The sequence below is a fragment of the Amycolatopsis sp. NPDC104819 genome, from assembly GCF_055583145.1.
The window spans coordinates 42969-62727 of record NZ_JBVJON010000007.1 but is presented as its reverse complement, the minus strand read 5'-3'; the positions used below and the strand labels follow the sequence as shown (position 1 = coordinate 62727).

Sequence of the window (19759 nt, the reverse complement as noted above, 5' to 3'; positions counted from 1 at the left end):
GGTGGACTACGAGTCCGGCTACGATCCGTCCGGCCGGATCGCTCTGCGACTGCGGGGAATTCCGTTGGCGGCGGTTCCGATCTCACTGGTCATCGACAAGCAGCAGCGCGTGGTCGCTGTTCACATCGGCGAGATCCTCGAAGAGGAAGTAACCCCCTTCGTTCACCGGAACCGGTTCAGGACGTCGTGCGCAGGCCCTCGAACGCCACCTTGCAGACGGCGTCCGCCACCTCCGTCGCCGCCGAACCGCGCCGGGGTTTGTACCACTCGACCAGCGAGTTCACCATGCCGAAGATCAGCCTCGCCGTCACCGCGGGGTCGACGTCCGGGCGGATGTCGCCCTCGGCTTCGGCCTGTTTCACCAGGTCCGTCACCAGCAGGTCGAACTCGCGCCGCCGGGCCAGGGCCGCCCGCTCCACCTTCGTGTTGCCGCGCACGCGCAGCAGCAGCGTCACGAACGGCAGCCGGTCGGCCAGCACCAGGACGCTGCCGCGCACCAGGTGCTCCAGCCGGTCGATCGCCCGGCCGTCGAGCCGGTCGGTCGACGCGGCGACCTCGAACAGCCCGTCCAGCGCCCGGTCCACCGACAGCCGCAGCAGCTCCTCCTTGCTGGGCACGTGGTGGTAGATCGCGGACTTCGTGATGCCGAGCTTGCGGGAGAGGTCCTCCATGCTCGTGCCGTCGTAACCCCGCTCGTTGAACAGCTTCACCGCCACCTGCAGCAGTGATTCGAGGTCGTAGCCGGGGCGCCCGCGCCGCGGCGTGGTCACGGCCGGTCCCGCTGGTCGACGATCCGGCGCATCTTGCCCATCGACCGCTCCAGGGTGTCCGGGTCGACGACGTCCACCGACACGGTGACCCCGACCCCGTCCTTGACACCCGAGATCAGCGAGGCGGCGGCCTCGTCGCGCGAAGCGGCCGAAGCGTCGTGACGCGCTTCGACGAGCACGGTCAGATGGTCGAGCCGCCCGCGCGTGGACCGGACGAGCTGGAAGTGCGGGCTCAGCCCGGCCGTCCGCAGCACGATCTCCTCGATCTGCGTCGGGAAGACGTTGACCCCGCGCAGGATGATCAGGTCGTCGGTGCGGCCGGTGACCTTGGCCATCCGCCGGAACGCCGGCCGCGCTGTCCCCGGCGAGAGCGCCGTGAGGTCGCGGGTGCGGTAGCGGATGATCGGCAGCGCCTCCTTGGTCAGCGACGTGAACACCAGCTCGCCGGTGTCGCCGTCGGCGAGCACGTCTTCGCTGAACGGGTCGATCACCTCGGGGTAGAAGTGGTCCTCCCAGATGTGCAGGCCGTCCTTCGTCTCGACGCACTCCTGCGCGACACCCGGGCCCATCACCTCCGACAATCCGTAGATGTCGACGGCGTCGATCGCGAACCGCTCCTCGATCTCCGAGCGCATCTGCTCGGTCCACGGCTCGGCGCCGAAGATGCCGACCTTGAGCGAGCTCGCCTTCGGGTCCACGCCCTGGCGCTCGAACTCGTCGAGCAGGGTCAGCATGTACGACGGCGTCACCATGATGATCTCGGGCCGGAAGTCGGTGATCAGCTGCACCTGCCGCGCGGTCATCCCGCCGGAGGCCGGGATCACGGTGCAGCCGAGCTTCTCCGCGCCGTAGTGCGCGCCGAGCCCGCCGGTGAACAGGCCGTAGCCGTACGCGTTGTGCAGCTTGTGGCCCGGCCGCCCGCCCGCCGCGTGGATCGACCGGGCCATCACCGTCGCCCAGGTGTCGATGTCGCGCTCGGTGTAGCCGACGACGGTGGCCTTGCCGGTCGTCCCGCTCGAGGCGTGGATCCGGCGCACCTGGTCCTGCGGCACGGCGAACATCCCGAAGGGGTAGTTCTCGCGCAGGTCCTGCTTGGTGGTGAACGGGAACTTCGCCAGGTCGGCGAGTTCCTTGCAGTCGTCGGGGTGGACGCCGGCCTCGTCGAACTTCTTCGTGTACGCGGGCACGTTCGCGTAGGCGTGTCTGAGTGTCCACTGCAGACGCTCCAGCTGGCGGGCGGCCAGCTCGTCCGCGCCGATGTTCGCCTCGATCATGGTCAGTCCCGTTTCGCGGAGAGGACGCGGCTGCGGCCGCGGAATTCGGCGACGACCTCGGGCCCGCCGGGGGTCTCCCGGTGCACGGTGACGTCGTAGATGCCGTTGCGGCCGTAGCGGGTGCGCTCGGTGGCCGTGGCGACGAGGTGGTCGCCGAGCCGGCCGGCCGCGACGAAGGAGATCTCGGCGCCGGCGGCGACGGTCACCGGGCCGTGGGTGTTGCAGGCGCAGGCGAACGCGGTGTCGGCCAGCAGGAAGACGTAACCGCCGTGGGCGATGTCGTGCCCGTTGACCATCGACGCGGTGATCGTCATGGTCGCGACCGCGCGGCCGTCGCCGGCTTCGGCCAGTTCGATGCCCAGCGCGCGGGACGCCTCGTCGGCGGCGAACATGGTGTGCGCGGCGTTGGTCATGGACCCTCCGTGTCGACTGACCGAATGGACGGTCACCTGGCGGTGCCGCTCAGTAAAGGCAGTGCCCAGGGGCCGTGTCAAGCGCCACCCCTTCCGATCTCCGGGGTCAGCGGCTACCATGGCAATTACTGAACGTCCGGTAGGTAATTCGGTGGAGGTCGGGACCTGATGGCAGTGCTGCGCAGCTACGTCTCCGGGGAGTGGCACACGGCGGACGACGGCGTCCCGTTGCACGACGCGGCCACGGGCGAGGAAGTCGCCCGGATCTCGTCGGCGGGCGTCGACTTCGCGGGTGCGCTGGAGTACGGCCGTCGCGTGGGCGGCCCGGCGCTGCGGGAGCTGACGTTCCACCAGCGTGCGGCCCTGCTGAAGGCGCTGGCCTCGCACCTGCGCGAGCACCGCGAGGAGCTGTACGCACTCTCCGCGCGGACCGGCGCGACGCTGGGTGACTCCAAGTTCGACATCGACGGCGGCATCGGCGTCCTGTTCTCCTACGCCTCCAAGGGCAAGCGCGAGCTGCCGAACGACACCGTCTACGTCGACGGCAACGTCGAGCCGCTGAGCAAGGGCGGCACGTTCGTCGCGCAGCACATCGCGACCCCGCTGCGGGGTGTCGCGATCCAGATCAACGCGTTCAACTTCCCGGTCTGGGGGCCGCTGGAGAAGTTCGCCCCGGCGTTCCTGGCCGGTGTCCCGAGCCTGGTCAAGCCCGCGAGCCAGACGGCGTACCTGACCGCGCGCCTGGTCGAGCTGATCATCGAGTCCGGGATCCTGCCGGAGGGCTCGCTGCAGTTCGTCGCGGGCAGCGTCGGCGACCTGCTCGACCACGTCACCGCGCAGGACCTGGTGTCGTTCACCGGCTCGGCGTCGACCGCGCAGAAGCTGCGCGCGCACCCGGCGATCATCCGCAACGCCGTCCGCTTCAATGCCGAGGCCGACTCGCTGAACTGCTCGATCCTCGGCCCGGACGCGGTCAAGGGCACCACCGAGTTCGACCTGTTCGTCAAGCAGCTGACCTCGGAGATGACGGTCAAGGCGGGCCAGAAGTGCACGGCGATCCGCCGCGCGTTCGTGCCCGCGTCCCTGCTCGACGACGTTGCCGAGGCTGCTTCGGCGCGGCTCGCGAAGGTGACGGTCGGCAACCCGACCGCCGAGGGCGTCCGGATGGGCGCGCTGGCCAGCCTGGAGCAGCGCGAAGAGGTCCGCCGCTCGCTCAAGGCCCTGCTCGACGCCGGCAGCGTCGTGTTCGGCGACCCTGAGAAGGTCGACGTCGTGGACGGCGACGCCGAGCGTGGCGCCTTCATCTCGCCGGTCCTGCTGAAGGCGGACCCGGAGCGCTCGGAGTCGCACGAGGTCGAGGCGTTCGGCCCGGTCTCCACGCTGCTGCCCTACACCTCGGCCGAGCAGGTCGTCGAGCTGGCCGCGCGTGGGGGCGGCAGCCTGGCGGGCTCGATCGTCAGCGCCGACAAGGAGTTCGTGCGGGACGTCGTCCTCGGCGCGGCGCCGTACCACGGCCGCCTGCTGGTCCTGGACGCCGACGACGCGAAGGAGTCCACGGGCCACGGTTCGCCGATGCCGCAGCTGGTCCACGGCGGCCCGGGTCGCGCGGGTGGAGGCGAGGAGATGGGCGGTGTTCGCGGTGTGCTGCACCACATGCAGCGCACGGCCGTGCAGGGCTCGCCGGCGGTGCTCTCCACGGTCACCGGCCGCTGGGTCACCGGCGCACCCCGCACCGAGGGTGACGTCCACCCGTTCCGGAAGTCCCTGGCCGAGCTGAAGATCGGCGACTCCGTCGTCGCCGGGCCGCGCACGGTCAGCCAATCCGACGTCGACCACTTCGCCGAGTTCACCGGCGACACCTTCTACGCCCACACCGACCCCGACGCCGCGGCGGCGAACCCGCTGTTCGGCGGGATCGTCGCGCACGGCTACCTGGTCGTCTCGTTCGCGGCCGGGCTGTTCGTCTCGCCCGAGCCGGGTCCGGTCCTGGCCAACTACGGCCTGGAGAACCTCCGGTTCCTCACGCCGGTCAAGGTCGGCGACTCGCTGACCGTGACGCTGACCGCCAAGCAGATCACCCCGCGGATCGACCAGGAGTACGGCGAGGTCCGCTGGGACGCCGACGTCACCAACGCCGACGGCGAGTCCGTGGCCAAGTACGACGTCCTGACCCTGGTTTCGAAGGAGCAGCCGTGACCGCTGTCGCCGAAAACCTCGAAGAACACTTCGAAGCGACGATCGAGCGTGACCAGCGCATCGAGCCGCGCGACTGGGTGCCCGAGGGCTACCGCAAGACGATGATCCGGCAGATCGCGCAGCACGCGCACTCGGAGATCATCGGCATGCAGCCGGAGGGCAACTGGATCACGCGCGCGCCGTCGTTGCGCCGCAAGGCGATCCTGCTCGCCAAGGTGCAGGACGAGGCCGGCCACGGGCTCTACCTGTACTCCGCGGCGGCGACGCTCGGCGCCGACCGCGCGGACCTGACCGACAAGCTGATCACCGGCAAGCAGAAGTACTCGTCGATCTTCAACTATCCGACGCTGACCTTCGCCGACGTCGGCGTGATCGGCTGGCTGGTCGACGGCGCGGCCATCTGCAACCAGGTGCCGCTGTGCCGGTCGTCGTACGGGCCGTATGCGCGGGCGATGATCCGGATCTGCAAGGAGGAGTCCTTCCACCAGCGGCAGGGTTACGAGCTGCTGATGACGATGATGAAGGGCACCCGGCAGCAGCGGGACATGGTCCAGGAGGCCGTGAACCGCTGGTGGTGGCCGTCGCTGATGATGTTCGGCCCGCCGGACGCCGATTCGCCGAACACCGCGCAGTCGATGGCGTGGAAGGTCAAGCGTCACACCAACGACGAGCTGCGGCAGCGCTTCGTCGACATGTCGGTGCCGCAGGCCGACGCGCTGGGAGTCACGTTCCCGGATCCTCATTTGAAGTGGAACGCCGAGCGGGAGCACTACGACTTCGGCGCGGTCGACTGGGACGAGTTCAAGAACGTGTTGAAGGGCAACGGCCCGTGCAACGCGTCGCGGATCGCGCACCGGCGCCGCGCGCACGACGACGGCGCGTGGGTCCGCGAAGCCGCGGTGGCGCACGCTGAAAAGAAGGGTTCGCGATGAAGCACGACTGGCCGCTGTACGAGGTCTTCGTCCGCGGCAAGCGCGGCCTAAACCACGTGCACGTCGGCTCGCTGCACGCGGCCGACGACGAGATGGCGTTGCACCACGCGCGTGACCTGTACACGCGGCGCAACGAAGGCGTGTCGATCTGGGTCGTGCGGGCCTCGGACATCACGGCGTCGTCGCCGGACGAGAAGGACCCGTTCTTCGCGCCGAGCGGCGACAAGGTCTACCGGCACCCGACGTTCTACGACATCCCCGAGGAGGTGCCGCACATATGAGTTTCGACAACGTCTACGAGTCGCTGACCGAGGAGAACGACGCCCGCTGGGCGTTCGGCACCGGCTTCGAGGACCCGCTGTCCGGAGTGGACACCTCGGTGCCGTCCGGTGTGGACGGTGCGCAGCTCGCGGCGTACTGCCTGATGCTGGGCGACGACGCGCTGATCTTCTCCCACCGGCTGCAGGAGTGGTGCACCAACGCACCCGAGCTGGAGGACGAGGTCGCGATCGCGAACATCGGCCTCGACCTGCTCGGCCAGGCGCGGCTGCTGCTGGCGCGCGCCGGCAAGGCCGACGGCTCCGCGCGTTCGGAAGACTCGTTCGCCTTCGACCGCGTGGAGAACGAGTTCCGCAACGTCCGGCTCGCGGAGCTGGGCGGCGGGCACTTCGGGCACCTGATCGCACGGCTGTTCGTGTTCTCGACCTGGCGGCTGGCGCTGTTCCAGCGGCTGGTGTCCAGTGTGGACCCGGTGCTGGCCGCGATCGCGGACAAGGGCGTCAAGGAGCTGACCTACCACCGCGACTACGCGGCGCAGTGGCTGGTCCGCCTCGGCGACGGCACGCCGTTGTCGCACGAGCGCATGCAGGAGGGCCTCGACGCCGTCTGGCCGTACGTGGGGGAGCTGTTCCGCACGCACCCGGTCGAGCTGGTGGACGCGGCGACCCTGCGGCCCGAGTTCGGCGTGGTGCTGGACCAGGCCCTCGCGGCGGCGACGCTGACCCAGCCGGCGTCGGGGGAGCTGGCGGGCGTGTCCGGCCGGACCGGCCGCGACGGCGTCCACACCGAGCAGCTGGGGTTCCTGCTGGCGGAGCTGCAGAGCGTCGCCCGGGCCATGCCGGACGCGAAGTGGTGACCGCCGCCGCCGCCGCCGCGACGGTCACCGACCCGGAGCTGCCGATGCTGACGCTCGCCGATCTGGGCGTGCTGAGGTCGGTGTCCGAAGAGGACGGCCGGGTGGTCGTCGCGATCACCCCGACCTACACCGGCTGCCCGGCGATGGACACCATGCGCGACGACCTCGAGCACGCGCTCGTCACCGCGGGCTACGCCGACGTCGAGGTCCGGACCGTGCTGTCGCCGTCGTGGTCGTCCGACTGGATCTCCCCGGACGGGCGCCGGAAGCTGGCCGAAGCGGGCATCGCCCCGCCGGGCGCGGCGCCGCGGCGGTCCGGGCCGATCCCGCTGACGCTGTCGGCGCCGGTGGCGGCCGTGCGCTGCCCGCTGTGCGGGTCGGCGGACACCGAAGAGCAGTCCCGGTTCGGCGCGACCGCGTGCAAGGCGCTGCGGCGCTGCCGGTCGTGCCAGGAGCCGTTCGAGCACGTCAAGGAGATCTAGGGTGACCAGCACGATTTCCCGGCGGTTCCACCCGCTGAAGGTCGCCGGCATCGAGCAGCTCTGCGACGACGCCGTCGCGGTGACGTTCGACGTCCCGGCCGAGCTGGCCGAGGACTTCGCGTTCAAGCCGGGCCAGTCGCTGACGCTGCGCCGTGAGGTCGACGGCCGGGACGAGCGCCGGTCGTACTCGATCTGCGCGGCGGCCGGGTCGGCGCCGCGGGTGGGCGTGCGGCTGGTGCCGGGCGGGCTGTTCTCGTCGTGGCTGCTGAACGACGTCCGCGCGGGCGACACCATCGAGGTCGCGCCGCCGACCGGCTCGTTCACCCCGGACCTCAGCGCGGGCGGCCACCACGTGCTGATCGCGGCCGGCTCGGGCATCACGCCGGTGCTGTCGATCGTGTCGTCGCTGCTGGACACCCCCGACGCGACGGTGACGGTGCTCTACGGCAACCGCCGCACGGACACCGTGATGTTCGCCGACGAGCTGGCGGACCTCAAGGACCGCGCGCCGTCGCGGCTCGAGCTGGTGCACGTCCTGTCGCGGGAGCCTCGCGAGGCCGAGCTGTTCACCGGCCGCCTGGACGTGCCCAAGCTGCGGACGCTCTTCGACACCCTGGTACCGGTGTCCACTGTGGACCACTGGTGGCTGTGCGGCCCGTTCGAGATGGTGACCGGGGCGCAGGAGCTGCTGGGCTCGCTGGACGTCCCGGCGTCGCGGATCCACCAGGAGCTGTTCTACGTGGACACCCCGCCGGAGCCGGTCGTCCACGACGACCCGGCGGTCGCGGGGGAGTCGTCCGAGGTCCGCGTGGTGCTGGACGGCCGGTCCAGCACGATGAGCCTGCCGCGCTCGTCGTCGGTGCTGGACGGCGCGCAGCGCTTCCGCCCGGACCTGCCGTTCGCGTGCAAGGGCGGTGTCTGCGGCACCTGCCGGGCCAAGGTGACCGACGGCAAGGTCGACCTGCGCCGCAACTTCGCCCTCGAACAGGCCGAAGTGGACGCGGGCTTTGTGCTCACCTGCCAGTCCTACCCGGTCTCGGAGAGCGTCACCGTCGACTTCGACGCCTGAGCCGCTACCGCCAGCCGAGCTCCGCGGCCAGGGGCTCGGCTGGCGTGGCCGGCGGGGTGAAGGCGGCCCAGGTGAACGCGGGCAGCCACGGCTCCGGGTCGGTACTCCACTGGAGGGCCCGGATCTGCTCCGGCGTGCGGCGGCCGGTGAACGAGCGCAGGACGTCGTAGTCCGCGCCGGCCACCACCGCGGTGGGCACGCCCTCCCCGAGCTGCCACTGCCGGTCCGTGGCCCGGACCTCGAGCGCCGGCGCGCCGCGCTTGCCCAAGGTGTCACCCAGCATGCCGACGACGAGGTCGAGCGTGCCCGGCAGCGCGGGGTGCCCGGGCTCGGGCGCGGTGCCGAAGACGCGGTGCAGGTCGAGCTCGTGGCTCAGCGTGTCCATGACGAGCAGCCGGCTGCCGCGCTCGGCGACGAGCGGTTCGAGCTCCGCGGCGATGACCGCCCACGAGTCGAGCACGACGTCGACCGGGCCGTTCTCGGCGGCCGCTTCGGCTTCGGCGTCGGGCGTCCCGCCGAACCGGCGCGTGACACCCGCGGCGATGGTCACCAGGTGGGCCAGCAGGTCGCGCACCGTCCACTCCGGACAGCCGGGCACAACGCGGCCGCCGGCGTCCCCGGCCGAGGTCACCATCGCGGCGATCGTCTTGCGCAGGTGGCGGTAGAGCGCGTCGTCGGGCAGCTCGCTCATCGAAATCCTCCAGGGGTGCGGCCGGAAAACGCCCGTGACCCCACAACAGTGGCGTCACGGGCGTTTCCGGCATCGGTGCTCAGTTGTGCTCGACCGGCAGTTCGGTCTCGTCCTCGGGAGCCGCGGCCTGCTCCTCGGACCCGATCGGCTTGACGTGGCGCACCGTCGCGAAGACGACGGCGGACAGCAGGACCAGCACGACCCCGGCCCCGATGGCGACCGCGGTGAGGGCGTTGCCGAACGTCCCCTGCGCCGCCTTCAGCAGCTGGTCGCCGATCGCGCCCGGCAGCTTGCCGGCGGCGGCCACCGCACCGGGCAGGTCTTCCTTCGCCACGGCTGCCGAGTCGGCCGGAACGCCGTCCGGCACGGTGACCCACGCCGTGTACAGGATCGTCGCGATGCTGCCGAGCGAGGCGATGCCCAGCGCATTGCCGAGCTCACCGGCGGTCGTGGAGATCGCGCCCGCCGAACCCTGGCGCTCGGGCGGCGCCGCCGCCATCGTCAGCTGGTTGCACAGCGCCGGGACCGCGCCGACCCCGAAGTAGACCACGCAGATGCCGAAGACCAGCAGGAACAGCCCGCCGCCGGAGGGCGCCAGCGCGATGAGGAGCATCCCCACGGCGCTGATCACCAGGCCGCCGGTGAGCACCACGCTGGGGCGCACCTTGGAGGCCAGCGGCATCGACAGCTGCACCCCGACGATCGCGAGGATCGACGGCAGGATCAGCCACAACGCGGCTTCGAGCGGGGAAAGGCCCAGCACCAGCTGGAAGAACTGGGCGGTCAGCAGCCCGGTGCCCGCCATCACGATGCCCGTCACGAGGAACAGCGTCAGCGCGCCGCCCACCTGGGGGATCTTGAACAGGGCGACGTCGAGCAGCGGGTCGCGCAGCCGCTTCTGCCGCCGCACGAACAACACGCCGAGCACCACGCCGGCCACGGCGATCACGGCCGGGACGATGTCCCACCCGTTGCGGGCGATCTCCTTCAGCCCGAAGATGATCGCGAGGATCGAGACCAGGGAGAGCGCGACGCTGGCGAGGTCCAGGTTGGCGGCGTTCTCGTCCTTCGACTCCGGCAGCAGCGCCGGGCCGGCGAACACCAGCAGCGCCATGAGCGGCACCGAAAGCAGGAACACCGAGCCCCACCAGAACGAGTTCAGCAGCAGGCCGCCGACCGACGGGCCGAGCGCCATGCCGCCGGCCCCGGCGGTCGTCCAGATCGCCATCGCCTTGGCCATCTGCTTGGGATCCGGGAACAGCGTGGAGATCAGGGCCAGGATGCACGGCATGAACGTGGCGCCCGCGATCCCGAGACCGGCCCGCGCGGCGATCAGCATCGCCGGGCTGGTCGAGAAGGCCGCCACGATCGACAGCAGGCCGAACGCGGTCGCGCCGATCAGCAGCAGCTTGCGCCGGCCGATCCGGTCGCCGAGGCGGCCCATGGTGACCAGGGAGCCCGCGATCAGGAAGCTGTAGATGTCCACCATCCACAGGCTCTGCAGGGCGCTGGCGCCGAGGTCCACGGTGATGTGCGGCATCGCCAGGAACATCACCGTGAGATCCAGGAACACCAGCATCGTCGGCAGGCTCAGCACCGCGAGGGCCAGCCACTGGCGCGCTCCCGCCCGCCCGGGTGCGGGGGCTGGTTTGCCCGTGAGCTCCGTCGTCATGATCTCCATCTCCATCCAGGGGGGATAACGCGAGTTTTTATCGGCGCTGGTGTCCGCAGGTTCGCCTGCCGGGCCGGGGTTCGGCCGGGCCGGGCGTCGGGAGCACGTCCCGGCGCAGGTGCGGAACCCACCGGACGAGACCGGGCCGCCAGGTGCGGATGAGCCCGGCTTCCGCCGGGTGCGGGGCGGCGCCCGTCTCGTGTCCAGCCGTCTGCAACGCCCGGGCCCGCGAAGACGAGCGGGCCGACTCGGGCGGGATGAAGAGCGTTGCACGCATGCGGAACTCCTCAGGCACTTGTCGGTCAGGCTCACGCCAGTCGTTCCCGAAGGTGTTCTTCTCCGCGTTTCCGGACATTCCAAGTCCCGAAGGTACCGAGCCGCGGGCCCGCCCCGGAAGTGCAAAATCCACGTCTTCGGGCGTGATTATCGCGGGCCGCGCGGCACCGGTTTCAGACCGTTCCGGGGGACGCTCCCGCCCGGCCGCCGGTTTCGGCGAACTCGCGGACCGAGGCGGCGATGTAATCGATCATCTCCTCGGTCAGCCCCGGATAAACGCCCACCCAGAACGACCGCTCGGTGATGACGTCGCTGTTGGTCAGGTCGCCCACGACGCGGTAGTTCACGTCCTGGTACGCGGGGTGCCGGGTCAGGTTCCCGGCGAACAGGTGCCGGGTGCCGATCTTGCGGTCCTCCAGGAACCGGATGAGCTCCCGCCGGCTGAACGGCGCGTCCTCGGTCAGCGTCAGCACGAACCCGAACCACGACGGCGTGCTGCCCGGCGTCGCCTCCGGCAGCAGCAGGTACGGCGTGCCCTCCAGCCCCGCGCGCAACCGCGCCCAGTTCGCCCGGCGCGCGGCGGTGAACCAATCCAGCTTTTCCAGCTGCGACAATCCCAGCGCGGCCTGGATATCGGTCGACTTCAAATTGAACCCGACGTGCGAATACACGTATTTGTGGTCATATCCGGCGGGCAGCCGGCCTTTCTGCTGGTCGAACCGCTGGCAGCAGGTGTTGCTCGCGCCGGGCGCGCACCAGCAGTCCCGGCCCCAGTCCCGCAGCGACTCCACGATCTTCGCCAGCAGCACCCGCGACGTCAGCACGCACCCGCCCTCGCCCATGGTGATGTGGTGGGCCGGGTAGAAGCTGGTGGTGGCGACGTCGCCGAAGGTCCCGGTCATCCGGTCCCCGTAGAGGGAGCCGACGGCGTCGCAGTTGTCCTCCAGGAAGAACAGCCCGTGCTCCTTGGCCAGCTCCGCCATCTCCTTGACGGCGAAGGGGTTGCCCAAGGTGTGCGCGAGCGCGATGGCGCGGGTCTTCGGGCCGATCGCGGCGGCGACCCGCTCGACGGAGGTGTTGTAGGTGCCCAGGTCGACGTCGACGAAGACCGGGACCATCCCGTTCTGCACCACCGGGTTCACCGTCGTCGGGAAGCCCGCGGCGACCGTGACGACCTCGTCGCCGGGCCGCAGCCGGCGCTTGCCCAGCAGCGGCGAGGTCAGCGCGGTCATGCCGAGCAGGTTCGCCGACGACCCGGAGTTGGTCAGCAGCGCCTTGCGCGTCCCGATCCGGCGGGCGAAGGTGGCCTCGAACTCGAACGACGAGACCCCGTGCGCGATCCGCATGTCCAGCGCCGCCTCGACCAGAGCCGTGCGGTCCGCCGCGTCCAGCACGGCCCCCGCGGGCCAGATCTCGGTGTGGCCGGGCACGAACGGCTGCGCCCGGCTCACATCCGTGTGGTACTTCGCCACGTCGTCGAGCAGCTTGTCCTTGCGGTCGCTCATCTACGTCCTCCCACCTGGCCGGCCTGCTTTCGGCCGGGTTGGCAACCCGCCTTCGCGCTCCCGTGACCGAGTGCGGGGTGGACTGCGGCGGCGACATGCATGGCAAGGAACCCCCTCGGCCTGGGAGTGGCACGAAGCTGGGCTGACGTGCCTTGCCGGACGCTCGGTGCAGCACCCCTCCGGCGGGAAGCGGTTCGTTGGCGCGGTCTTGCCTTGCCACAGTGCCGCGCGGGCCCGCCGGCGGGCGTCTTCCCGTTTGCGGCCGGGCGTCCGGTTCACGCCGCCTCGCGCAGCTCCCACGCCGCCGGCCGCTCGCACCACGCGTCGCCTTCCAGCCGCGGCGGGGGCGGTCCGTCCACCCGGATGTCGCACCACGTGCCGTCGAACGGGAACTGCCCGGCGGCGGCCGCGCGCCGCATGCGCCGCCCCTCCGCGAGCACCGTGCGGCCGAACTCGGCCGACCAGTAGCCCGGCTGGCCGGTCGCCCAGGCGAACTCGTCCTCGTCCTTCCACTCGCTCGTGCGGTCGGGCGCGACGACGACGTCGAGGCTGTGGTCGATCGTGTCGAGGCCGGCGGTGGTCCCGTCGTTCCAGTGCGTCGCCGGCTGCTCGAGGTTGACGTACCAGCCGTCGAACCGGCCGCGGTCGAAGAACCACCACACCGAGTGCGGCCGGCCCGGCCGCACCAGCATCAGGACGTCGCGCTCGCGCCACTCGCTCACGGCGAGCCGCGCCCGCCCGACGACCTCGATCGGCTCTTCGCGCATGGCCGTGCCGTCGGCGTGGTAGCGGGTCGCGAAGCCCGCGCCGACCGGCACCCAGAGCAGGAGGCCTTCGGCCGACCGCTGCACCACTCTGGCGGCCTGGGCCATGTTGAGGTGGGGTCCGCGGAAGTACCGGCGGACGACGACGGAGCCCGCGGTCAACCGGTGCGGGTTGCTCATGAGATCCACTCCCGGGGGTCGTGCGGTTTGCCCACCGCGGGCAGGGACCGCTCCACCACGGTCGCGTGCGAAGCTCCCGGAGGTCGTCTCGTTTCGTGCGCTCGGTGATCGACGGCGGGTCAGCGGATGCGGCGGCGACGCCGGCGCGGCCGGGCCGTCACGGCGTCTTCGTCCGCGAGCACGCCGTCGTCCTCGACCGGCGCGGACGCGGGTTCGGAGAGGCCCAGCATCTCGGCCGCCAGCTGCTGGGACGAGGCGAAGGCGCCCGTCGGCGTTTCGGCGGCGCGGCGCAGGGCCGCCGGGCGAAGGCGGTTGTACCCGCGGACCGTGACCGGACGGCGGACGCGCAGTTCGTAGGCCTTCTCGCCGGCCAGCTCCGCGGCGAGCTCCCGGTCGACCAGGATGGTGCCCGGGCGGGCCACCGACGTCAGGCGGGCGGCCAGGTTGACCACCGAGCCGTAGACGTCGCCGAAGCGGTTGAGGATGCGGCCCGACGCCATGCCGGCGCGGACCGACGGCAGGCTTTCGTCCGCCGTCGTGCGCTCGGTCAGGGCCAGCGCGATCTCGGCCGCGTCGGTCGCCGAGTCGGCGACGAACAGGACCTCGTCCCCGATCATCTTCACGACCCGGCCGCGGTGCTCGGCGATGACCTCGGTCGCCAGCAGCTCGAAGGCGTCGAGCACGCGGCTCAGCTCGTCCTCGTCGATCTGGCGCGTCAGGCGGGTGTAGCCGACCATGTCCACGAACCCGACGACCTCGGTGCGCGTCTCGAGGTTCTCGTCCGGCGCGGCGAACGCGCGTCCGGCGTAGGCGGCCAGGTGCCGTCGCCAGACGAAGTTCTGCACCCGCTCGAGCTCCGGCAGCAGCCGGTCGACGAGCCGCGCCACCTGGCGTTCACCGCGGCCGAGCTCCGGCTGCTCGCGGATCAGCGCCCACAGCATCTCGACCTGCCACTCGGCCAGCCGCGACAGGTGCTGGCCGAGCGCGCGGGTCACCGATACCTCGATGCTCGGGTCGATCAGCCCGGACTGGACCAGCTGGTCGGCCGTCCGCATCGCCTCGACGTCGGCGTCGGTGAAGACCACCTCGTCGTCGGCGACCGTCGCGAACCCCAGCGCACGCCAGAGCCGGCGCGACCGTTCTTCGGGCACGCCGGCTCGTTCGGCCACTTCGAGCCGGGTGTACTTCCGGCGGCCGCCCAGCAGGATGCGCTCGAGCCGCTGCTGAAGTTCCTCGCTCGAATCAGGCACGGCTCAGGTCGTGTGGACGATCAGCACGTCCACGCCGGACTTCCGGGCGACCTCCGAGGGCACCGAGCCGAGGATCCGGCCGGCGATCGTGTTCAGCCCGCGGTTGCCGACGACCAGCAGGTCCGCCTCGCGCTCGAGCACCACCTTGCGCAGCGAGTCGACGGGGTCGCCCTTCACCGCGACGGTGTCGATCTTCTCCGCGCCCGCCCGCACCGCCCGGTCCCGCGCGGACTGCAGCGTGTCCTCGGCCGGGGCCGAGCCGACGACCTGGTAGGCCTCGTCACCCAGGACGTCCTGGGCCTTGTCGACGTCGGACTTGCTGGCCGGGTAGAAGGCGCACGCGATGACGAGCGTCGCGCCCGCGTCGCCGGCCACCGCCGCCGCGCGGTCCACCGCCGCGAACGAGGACTCCGAGCCGTCCGTGCCCACCACCACGGTCCGATATGCCGCACCCATGCGCAAAACCTCCAGGTGATCCCGCGTGAGCAGGGACGATAGCCGGTCGGTGCCGACCGCGCAGGCTCGTCCGCGCCCGTGTCGGGTGGAAGGTTACTCGCCAGTCGCTTTCTGCGCTCCGCTCGGCCGCGGAGTGGGCTTCGGCGCCGGCTTGGGGGCCGGTTTGGGCCCCGGGTGCGGCTTGGGGACGTCGGACGCCTTGATCCGGATCGTCTCCTCGACGTCGCCCACCGGCTTGGTCTTGCCGGTGTCGGCCGGCTTCAGGTCCTCGGCCTTGAGGTCGGCCGTGACGTCCGCGGGCACCTTGACGTCGTCGCCCAGGACGGTGTGCGCCTCGGCCAGCACGGCCCGCGCCGCGCGGACCTGCTCGGCCAGGCCGCCGCGCACCTTGCGCAGCGAGTCGACGCGCTCGTTCGCCTGGGTAATCCGCCGGTTCGACTCCTCGGTCGCCGTCGTCACGCGGCGGCGCGCCTCGTCGGCGGCCTCCGCGAGCCGGGCGTTCGCCTCGGTGATCGAGTCCTGGCGTCGCTTGTTCGCGTCGGCCACCGACTCGCGCTGACGGCGTTCGATCTCGGCCTTCGCGGTCGTCTCCTCTTCGAGGATCTTCGCGCGGATGTCAGCGGCGTCCTGCGTCGCCTCCTGGACGCGGCGCGCGGCCTCCGCCTTGCTCGCGGCCTCCTGCTCGGCCAGCACCCGCATCGCCTCGGTGCGGCGCGAAGCCATCGCGATCTCGAAGTCCTCTTCGACCTTCGTCCGGCGCTCCGACGACTCGGTGTCGAGCTTCGTCCGCTCGGCCTCGGCCTTGTCGGTGATCTCCTTGGCCTGCGCGCGGGCGTCCTCGAGCACCTTGCGGTGCTCCGCCTCCATCTCCTTGCGGCGCAGGTCGAGCTCGGTGAGCAGCTGCTCGTAGCGGGCCCGCATGGCGCTCGCGTCCGTCTCGGCCTTGGCCCGGATGTGCCCGGCCTCGGCTTCGGCGCGGGCGCGCGTGTCGGCGGATTCGTCCTGTGCGAGCCGCAGCATCCGCTGCAGCCGCTCGGACAGGCCTTCGACGCTCGTCGGCGGCTGGGCCAGCCGGTCGACCTGCCCGCGCAGGTCCGCGATCTCCCCGCGCGCGATCTCCAGCTGCCGGGCGAGGTCCCCGGACTGCGCGATGGCGGCGTCCCGATCCGCGGTGAGCATCTTCAGGTCGGCGTCCAGCCGTTCGAGGTGCTCGTCGACCTGTGCTCGGCTGTATCCCCGCTTCGCCACGTCGAAGCCGGCTCCCAGCGGCACAAGCTCCCGTTCATCGCCAAGGCTCATGGGCCTACCGTAGTCGCAGCCGGGTCACGGAAGGGTGAGCACCCGTACGGTGCGCCGAACGCGCCGTGTGATGCGGCGAAGGGATCCGGCCGGATCCGAGGCCATCCCGGTGGATTCCGACGCCGGGAGCGCGAGCCGCCCCCGGCGTCGTCTTGATCACGTTCTTCCGCCCGCGCGCGGTGCTCGGACGTGTGTTCCGGCGCGGCGCTCGCTCAGGCGCCGCGGAAGGCGTTGATCGCCTCGATGTGCTTCGCGCGCTTCTCCGCGTCCCGGACGCCGAGCCCCTCTTCGGGCGCGAGCGCGAGCACGCCGACCTTGCCCTGGTGGGCGTTGCGGTGCACGTCGAGGGCGGCCTGCCCGGTCTCTTCGAGCGAGTACGTCTTCGACAGCGTCGGGTGGATCAGGCCCTTCGCGATCAGCCGGTTCGCCTCCCACGACTCGCGGTAGTTCGCGAAGTGGGAGCCGATGATCCGCTTCAGGTTCATCCACAGGTAGCGGTTGTCGTACTGGTGCAGGTACCCGGAGGTCGACGCGCAGGTGACGATCGTCCCGCCCTTCCGCGCGGCGTAGACCGAGGCGCCGAAGGTCTCCCGGCCCGGGTGCTCGAACACGATGTCCGGGTCGTCGCCGCCGGTCAGCTCCCGGATCTTCGCGCCGAAGCGCTGCCACTCCTTCGGGTCCTGTTCGGTGTCGCTCTTCCAGAACTGGTACGCCTCGGCGCTGCGGTCGATGATCAGCTCGGCGCCGAGCTTCCGGCAGATCGCGGCCTTTTCCGGGCTCGAGACGACGCACACCGGGATCGCGCCGCCGTTCAGCGCGTACTGCGTCGCGTAGGAGCCGAGGCCGCCCGAGGCGCCCCAGATCAGCACGACGTCACCCTGCTTCATGTCCGCGCCGTTGCGCGAGACGAGCTGCCGGTAGGCGGTGGAGTTGACCAGCCCGGGGGAGGCGGCCTCCTCCCAGGTCAGGTGGTCCGGCTTCGGCATCAGCTGGTTCGCCTTGACCAGCGCGATCTCGGCGAGGCCGCCGAAGTTCGTCTCGAAGCCCCAGATCCGCTGCTCGGTGTCGAGCATCGTGTCGTTGTGCCCGTCCGGGCTCTCCAGCTCGACGTTCAGGCAGTGCGCGACCACCTCGTCGCCGGGCTTCCAGTTGTGCACACCGACGCCGGTCCGCAGCACCACGCCGGACAGGTCCGAGCCGACGACGTGGTAGGGCAGGTCGTGCCGCTTGGCCAGCGGCGAGAGCTTCCCGTACTTCTTGAGGAACTTGAACGTGGAGATCGGCTCGAAGATCGACGTCCACACGGTGTTGTAGTTGATCGCGCTCGCCATCACGGCGACCAGCGCCTCACCCGGCCCCAGCTCGGGGACCGGCACCTCGTCCACGTGCAGTGACTTGCGCGGGTCCTTGTCCCGGCTGTCGAGACCCTCGAACATGTCGACCTCGTCCGCTCGCACGGTCACCCCGCGGTAGCTCTCGGGCACGGGCAGGGAGCCGACCGAGGCGGACTCGCCGGTCAGGATGGCCTGCTGGATCTCGCCGAGCTGCGTCATCGGTTCCTCCGCGGAGATGGGGGTCAACGGCGTTGGCGGCAGAAATTACTCGCCGGTAACTCGCGGACACAACTGTACGAGACGGACGGCACGATTTCACGCCCAACTGTGACCGACCAGTCTTGACCGGCTGGCCAGTCAAGCGGATCATCGGCGGTGGGAAAATATCCCCACCAGCAGTTTCACCGACGGAGGTGAGCACGAATGAGTGAAGTCTCTACGCGCGCCTGGACCCGGCCGCACGACTGGGCCGAGGTCGTCATCGGCCTGGTCGCCGCTCTTTCACCCCTTTGGCTGAGCACGGACTCGACCGCGATGTGGACGATGGTCGTCCTGGGCGCGTTGGTCGCACTCGACGGCCTGGTCTCGCTGGCCATGCCGGGCATGGTCTACGGGGAAGGCATCCAGATCGCGCTCGGCGTGCTGCTCTTCATCGCCCCGTGGGTGATGGGGTACACCGAGTTCAACGGCGCGTCCTGGACGTCCTGGATCGCCGGGGTCCTGACGGTCATCGCGGGCGCGGCGGCGATGCCGGTCGCGACGGCCGCGCACCGCACGGCAGGGCAGCACTGACGGACCGAAGGACCCAGGAGGCACCGGAATGACCGAGGATTCGGCGAAGGAGCGCATTCTCTGCGCCGCCGAGGCACTCTTCGCCGAGTCCGGCTTCGACGCCACCCCGACCTCCCGCATCGCGGAGCGGGCCGGGGTGCCGAAGGGGCTGGTGCACTACTACTTCCGGCACAAGCCTGACTTGCTCACCGCGCTCGTCGAGCGGCTGCCCGACGAGCGCATCGAGCCGGCCGTGGTCGTCGTCCCCGGCGACCTCGCGGGCAGCCTCCGGCGGCTGGTCCGCGAGCTCGACCACCGCTTCAGCCGGTCACTCGGCCTCTCGCACCTCCTGTGGCGCGAGGCCGACACCCACCACGTCGTCCGCGACGCCCTCCACGAGCGCTTCCAGGTGCTCGTCCGCCAGGTCCGCTCGGTGATCGTCGCGGCGACCGCCGGCGGCCTCCCGAGCGCCGACGTCGACCGCGCGTCCGGCCTCCTGGCCCGCGCGGTCAGCCACCGCCACGCGACGGCCCGCCACTCCGACGACGACCTCCCCGCCGAGTTCGACGGCGAACTGACCTTCATCGCCGACGCCCTCGCCGCCAAGGCGGCGCCCGCGTAGGCGGGGTATCGGGCCCGGCCGGCTAGGGGTTGCGTGGGGTGCCGCGCCGCACTGCCGGCTCCGGAACCGGGGTTGTGCGGGGTTTGTCACGGAGGTGCGGCCCCTTCACGCCGCAGTTGTCAGTTCAGTGCGCGCCGTCCTTCGCCGGCTCCACGAGTTCGACCAGCACGCCGCCCGCGTCCTTCGGGTGGACGAAGTTCACCCGGCTGTTCGACGTTCCGCGCTTGGCCGCGTCGTACAGCATCCGCAGGCCCTGCTCGCGCAGCGCCGCCGCGGCGGCGTCCACATCGGACACGCGGTAAGCCAGCTGCTGCAGTCCCGGGCCGCTCTTGGCCAGGAACTTGCCGATCGCCGAGTCGTCGCGAAGCGGCGCCAGCAGCTGGATCTGCGTCTCCGTGCCCGCCGTGCCGGGCGCGCGCAGCATCGCCTCCCGCACGCCCTGCTCCTCGTTCACCTCCTCGTGCGCCACTTCCAGGCCGAAGTGCGCGCGGTGGAACTCGATGGCCGCGTCCAGGTCCGGGACCGCGATGCCGACGTGGTCGATGGCCGTCACGAACGGCCGCAGGGCGTCATTCATGGAGGCAGGATAGGGGCCCGTGCCGTGGCGTCGAGCCGGAATCGTCGCGTGCCCCGCCTCACACTGGCTCCATCAAGAAGCCCGCCCTCCG

The 19759-nt window shown here is 71.1% G+C and carries 21 protein-coding genes; 8 read left to right on the top strand and 13 right to left on the bottom strand.

The window, feature by feature from the left end:
* Positions 1-176: 176 nt before the first annotated feature.
* Genes ACZ63E_RS22950 through paaI form a run of 3 tightly spaced genes read right to left on the bottom strand, consistent with a single transcriptional unit; the run spans position 177 to position 2457 of the window.
* On the bottom strand, positions 177-770 hold the full coding sequence (locus ACZ63E_RS22950) for a TetR/AcrR family transcriptional regulator (protein WP_465338159.1): 594 nt from the start codon (positions 768-770) through the stop codon (positions 177-179).
* The gene (gene paaK, locus ACZ63E_RS22945; RefSeq protein WP_465338158.1) at positions 767-2044 is read right to left on the bottom strand and encodes a phenylacetate--CoA ligase PaaK; all 1278 of its coding nucleotides are present in this window, start codon (positions 2042-2044) and stop codon (positions 767-769) included. The genes ACZ63E_RS22950 and paaK overlap by 4 nt, the downstream gene beginning before the upstream one ends.
* A gap of 2 nt (positions 2045-2046) precedes the next feature.
* Complete coding sequence (paaI, locus tag ACZ63E_RS22940; protein ID WP_465314185.1) at positions 2047-2457, bottom strand: hydroxyphenylacetyl-CoA thioesterase PaaI; 411 nt, start codon at positions 2455-2457, stop codon at positions 2047-2049.
* A 168-nt stretch (positions 2458-2625) separates the two neighbouring features.
* Here paaI and paaZ point away from each other — a divergent pair, with 168 nt between their 5' ends.
* The 6 genes from paaZ to paaE are packed head-to-tail and all read left to right on the top strand — an operon-like array spanning position 2626 to position 8271.
* Positions 2626-4653: a phenylacetic acid degradation bifunctional protein PaaZ gene (paaZ, locus tag ACZ63E_RS22935; RefSeq protein WP_465338157.1), complete on the top strand. Its 2028-nt coding sequence runs from the start codon at positions 2626-2628 to the stop codon at positions 4651-4653.
* Positions 4650-5585, top strand: coding sequence for a 1,2-phenylacetyl-CoA epoxidase subunit PaaA (gene paaA / locus ACZ63E_RS22930; RefSeq protein ID WP_465338156.1), 936 nt, complete (start codon positions 4650-4652; stop codon positions 5583-5585). The genes paaZ and paaA overlap by 4 nt, the downstream gene beginning before the upstream one ends.
* Positions 5582-5866, top strand: coding sequence for a 1,2-phenylacetyl-CoA epoxidase subunit PaaB (paaB, locus tag ACZ63E_RS22925; RefSeq protein ID WP_323332469.1), 285 nt, complete (start codon positions 5582-5584; stop codon positions 5864-5866). Before paaA ends, paaB begins: the two co-directional genes overlap by 4 nt.
* Positions 5863-6720, top strand: coding sequence for a 1,2-phenylacetyl-CoA epoxidase subunit PaaC (gene paaC, locus ACZ63E_RS22920; RefSeq protein ID WP_465338155.1), 858 nt, complete (start codon positions 5863-5865; stop codon positions 6718-6720). Before paaB ends, paaC begins: the two co-directional genes overlap by 4 nt.
* Positions 6714-7202 (top strand): 1,2-phenylacetyl-CoA epoxidase subunit PaaD, encoded by a 489-nt coding sequence (gene paaD / locus ACZ63E_RS22915; RefSeq protein ID WP_465338154.1) that lies wholly within the window; start codon positions 6714-6716, stop codon positions 7200-7202. The genes paaC and paaD overlap by 7 nt, the downstream gene beginning before the upstream one ends.
* A 1-nt stretch (position 7203) precedes the next feature.
* A complete protein-coding gene (paaE, locus tag ACZ63E_RS22910; RefSeq protein ID WP_465338153.1) occupies positions 7204-8271 on the top strand; it encodes a 1,2-phenylacetyl-CoA epoxidase subunit PaaE in 1068 nt (355 codons plus the stop codon).
* A 4-nt stretch (positions 8272-8275) separates the two neighbouring features.
* Here the strand turns inward: paaE and ACZ63E_RS22905 are convergent, their stop codons facing one another.
* The 9 genes from ACZ63E_RS22905 to ccrA all read right to left on the bottom strand — a co-directional run bounded on the left by ACZ63E_RS22905 (position 8276) and on the right by ccrA (position 17917).
* Complete coding sequence (locus tag ACZ63E_RS22905) at positions 8276-8962, bottom strand: maleylpyruvate isomerase family mycothiol-dependent enzyme (RefSeq protein ID WP_465338152.1); 687 nt, start codon at positions 8960-8962, stop codon at positions 8276-8278.
* A 79-nt stretch (positions 8963-9041) separates the two neighbouring features.
* On the bottom strand, positions 9042-10634 hold the full coding sequence (locus ACZ63E_RS22900; protein WP_465338151.1) for an MFS transporter: 1593 nt from the start codon (positions 10632-10634) through the stop codon (positions 9042-9044).
* Between the two features lie 37 nt (positions 10635-10671).
* Positions 10672-10911 (bottom strand): hypothetical protein, encoded by a 240-nt coding sequence (locus tag ACZ63E_RS22895; protein ID WP_465338150.1) that lies wholly within the window; start codon positions 10909-10911, stop codon positions 10672-10674.
* A 172-nt stretch (positions 10912-11083) separates the two neighbouring features.
* Positions 11084-12415 carry a lipopolysaccharide biosynthesis protein RfbH gene (gene rfbH, locus ACZ63E_RS22890; protein WP_465338148.1) on the bottom strand — a complete coding sequence of 444 codons (1332 nt, stop codon included), beginning with the start codon at positions 12413-12415 and terminating at the stop codon, positions 11084-11086.
* Between the two features lie 275 nt (positions 12416-12690).
* Complete coding sequence (locus tag ACZ63E_RS22885; RefSeq protein ID WP_465314174.1) at positions 12691-13359, bottom strand: ribonuclease FAU-1 family protein; 669 nt, start codon at positions 13357-13359, stop codon at positions 12691-12693.
* Positions 13360-13478: 119 nt separating this feature from the next.
* A complete protein-coding gene (locus ACZ63E_RS22880; protein WP_465338147.1) occupies positions 13479-14609 on the bottom strand; it encodes an adenylate/guanylate cyclase domain-containing protein in 1131 nt (376 codons plus the stop codon).
* Positions 14610-14612: 3 nt separating this feature from the next.
* Positions 14613-15065, bottom strand: coding sequence for a universal stress protein (locus tag ACZ63E_RS22875; protein ID WP_465338146.1), 453 nt, complete (start codon positions 15063-15065; stop codon positions 14613-14615).
* A gap of 93 nt (positions 15066-15158) precedes the next feature.
* Positions 15159-16364: a chromosome segregation protein gene (locus tag ACZ63E_RS22870; RefSeq protein WP_465338145.1), complete on the bottom strand. Its 1206-nt coding sequence runs from the start codon at positions 16362-16364 to the stop codon at positions 15159-15161.
* Between the two features lie 212 nt (positions 16365-16576).
* Positions 16577-17917, bottom strand: coding sequence for a crotonyl-CoA carboxylase/reductase (ccrA, locus tag ACZ63E_RS22865; RefSeq protein WP_465338144.1), 1341 nt, complete (start codon positions 17915-17917; stop codon positions 16577-16579).
* Between the two features lie 204 nt (positions 17918-18121).
* Between ccrA and ACZ63E_RS22860 the strand changes: the two genes are divergently transcribed.
* Both ACZ63E_RS22860 and ACZ63E_RS22855 read left to right on the top strand, forming a co-directional pair.
* Positions 18122-18490, top strand: coding sequence for an SPW repeat domain-containing protein (locus ACZ63E_RS22860; protein ID WP_465338143.1), 369 nt, complete (start codon positions 18122-18124; stop codon positions 18488-18490).
* A 28-nt stretch (positions 18491-18518) separates the two neighbouring features.
* Positions 18519-19091, top strand: a complete 573-nt coding sequence (locus ACZ63E_RS22855) for a TetR/AcrR family transcriptional regulator (RefSeq protein ID WP_465338142.1) — start codon at positions 18519-18521, stop codon at positions 19089-19091.
* A 124-nt stretch (positions 19092-19215) separates the two neighbouring features.
* On the opposite strand, the gene mce is transcribed toward ACZ63E_RS22855, so the two are convergent.
* A complete protein-coding gene (gene mce / locus ACZ63E_RS22850) occupies positions 19216-19668 on the bottom strand; it encodes a methylmalonyl-CoA epimerase (RefSeq protein ID WP_465314169.1) in 453 nt (150 codons plus the stop codon).
* Between the last annotated feature and the right edge of the window lie 91 nt (positions 19669-19759).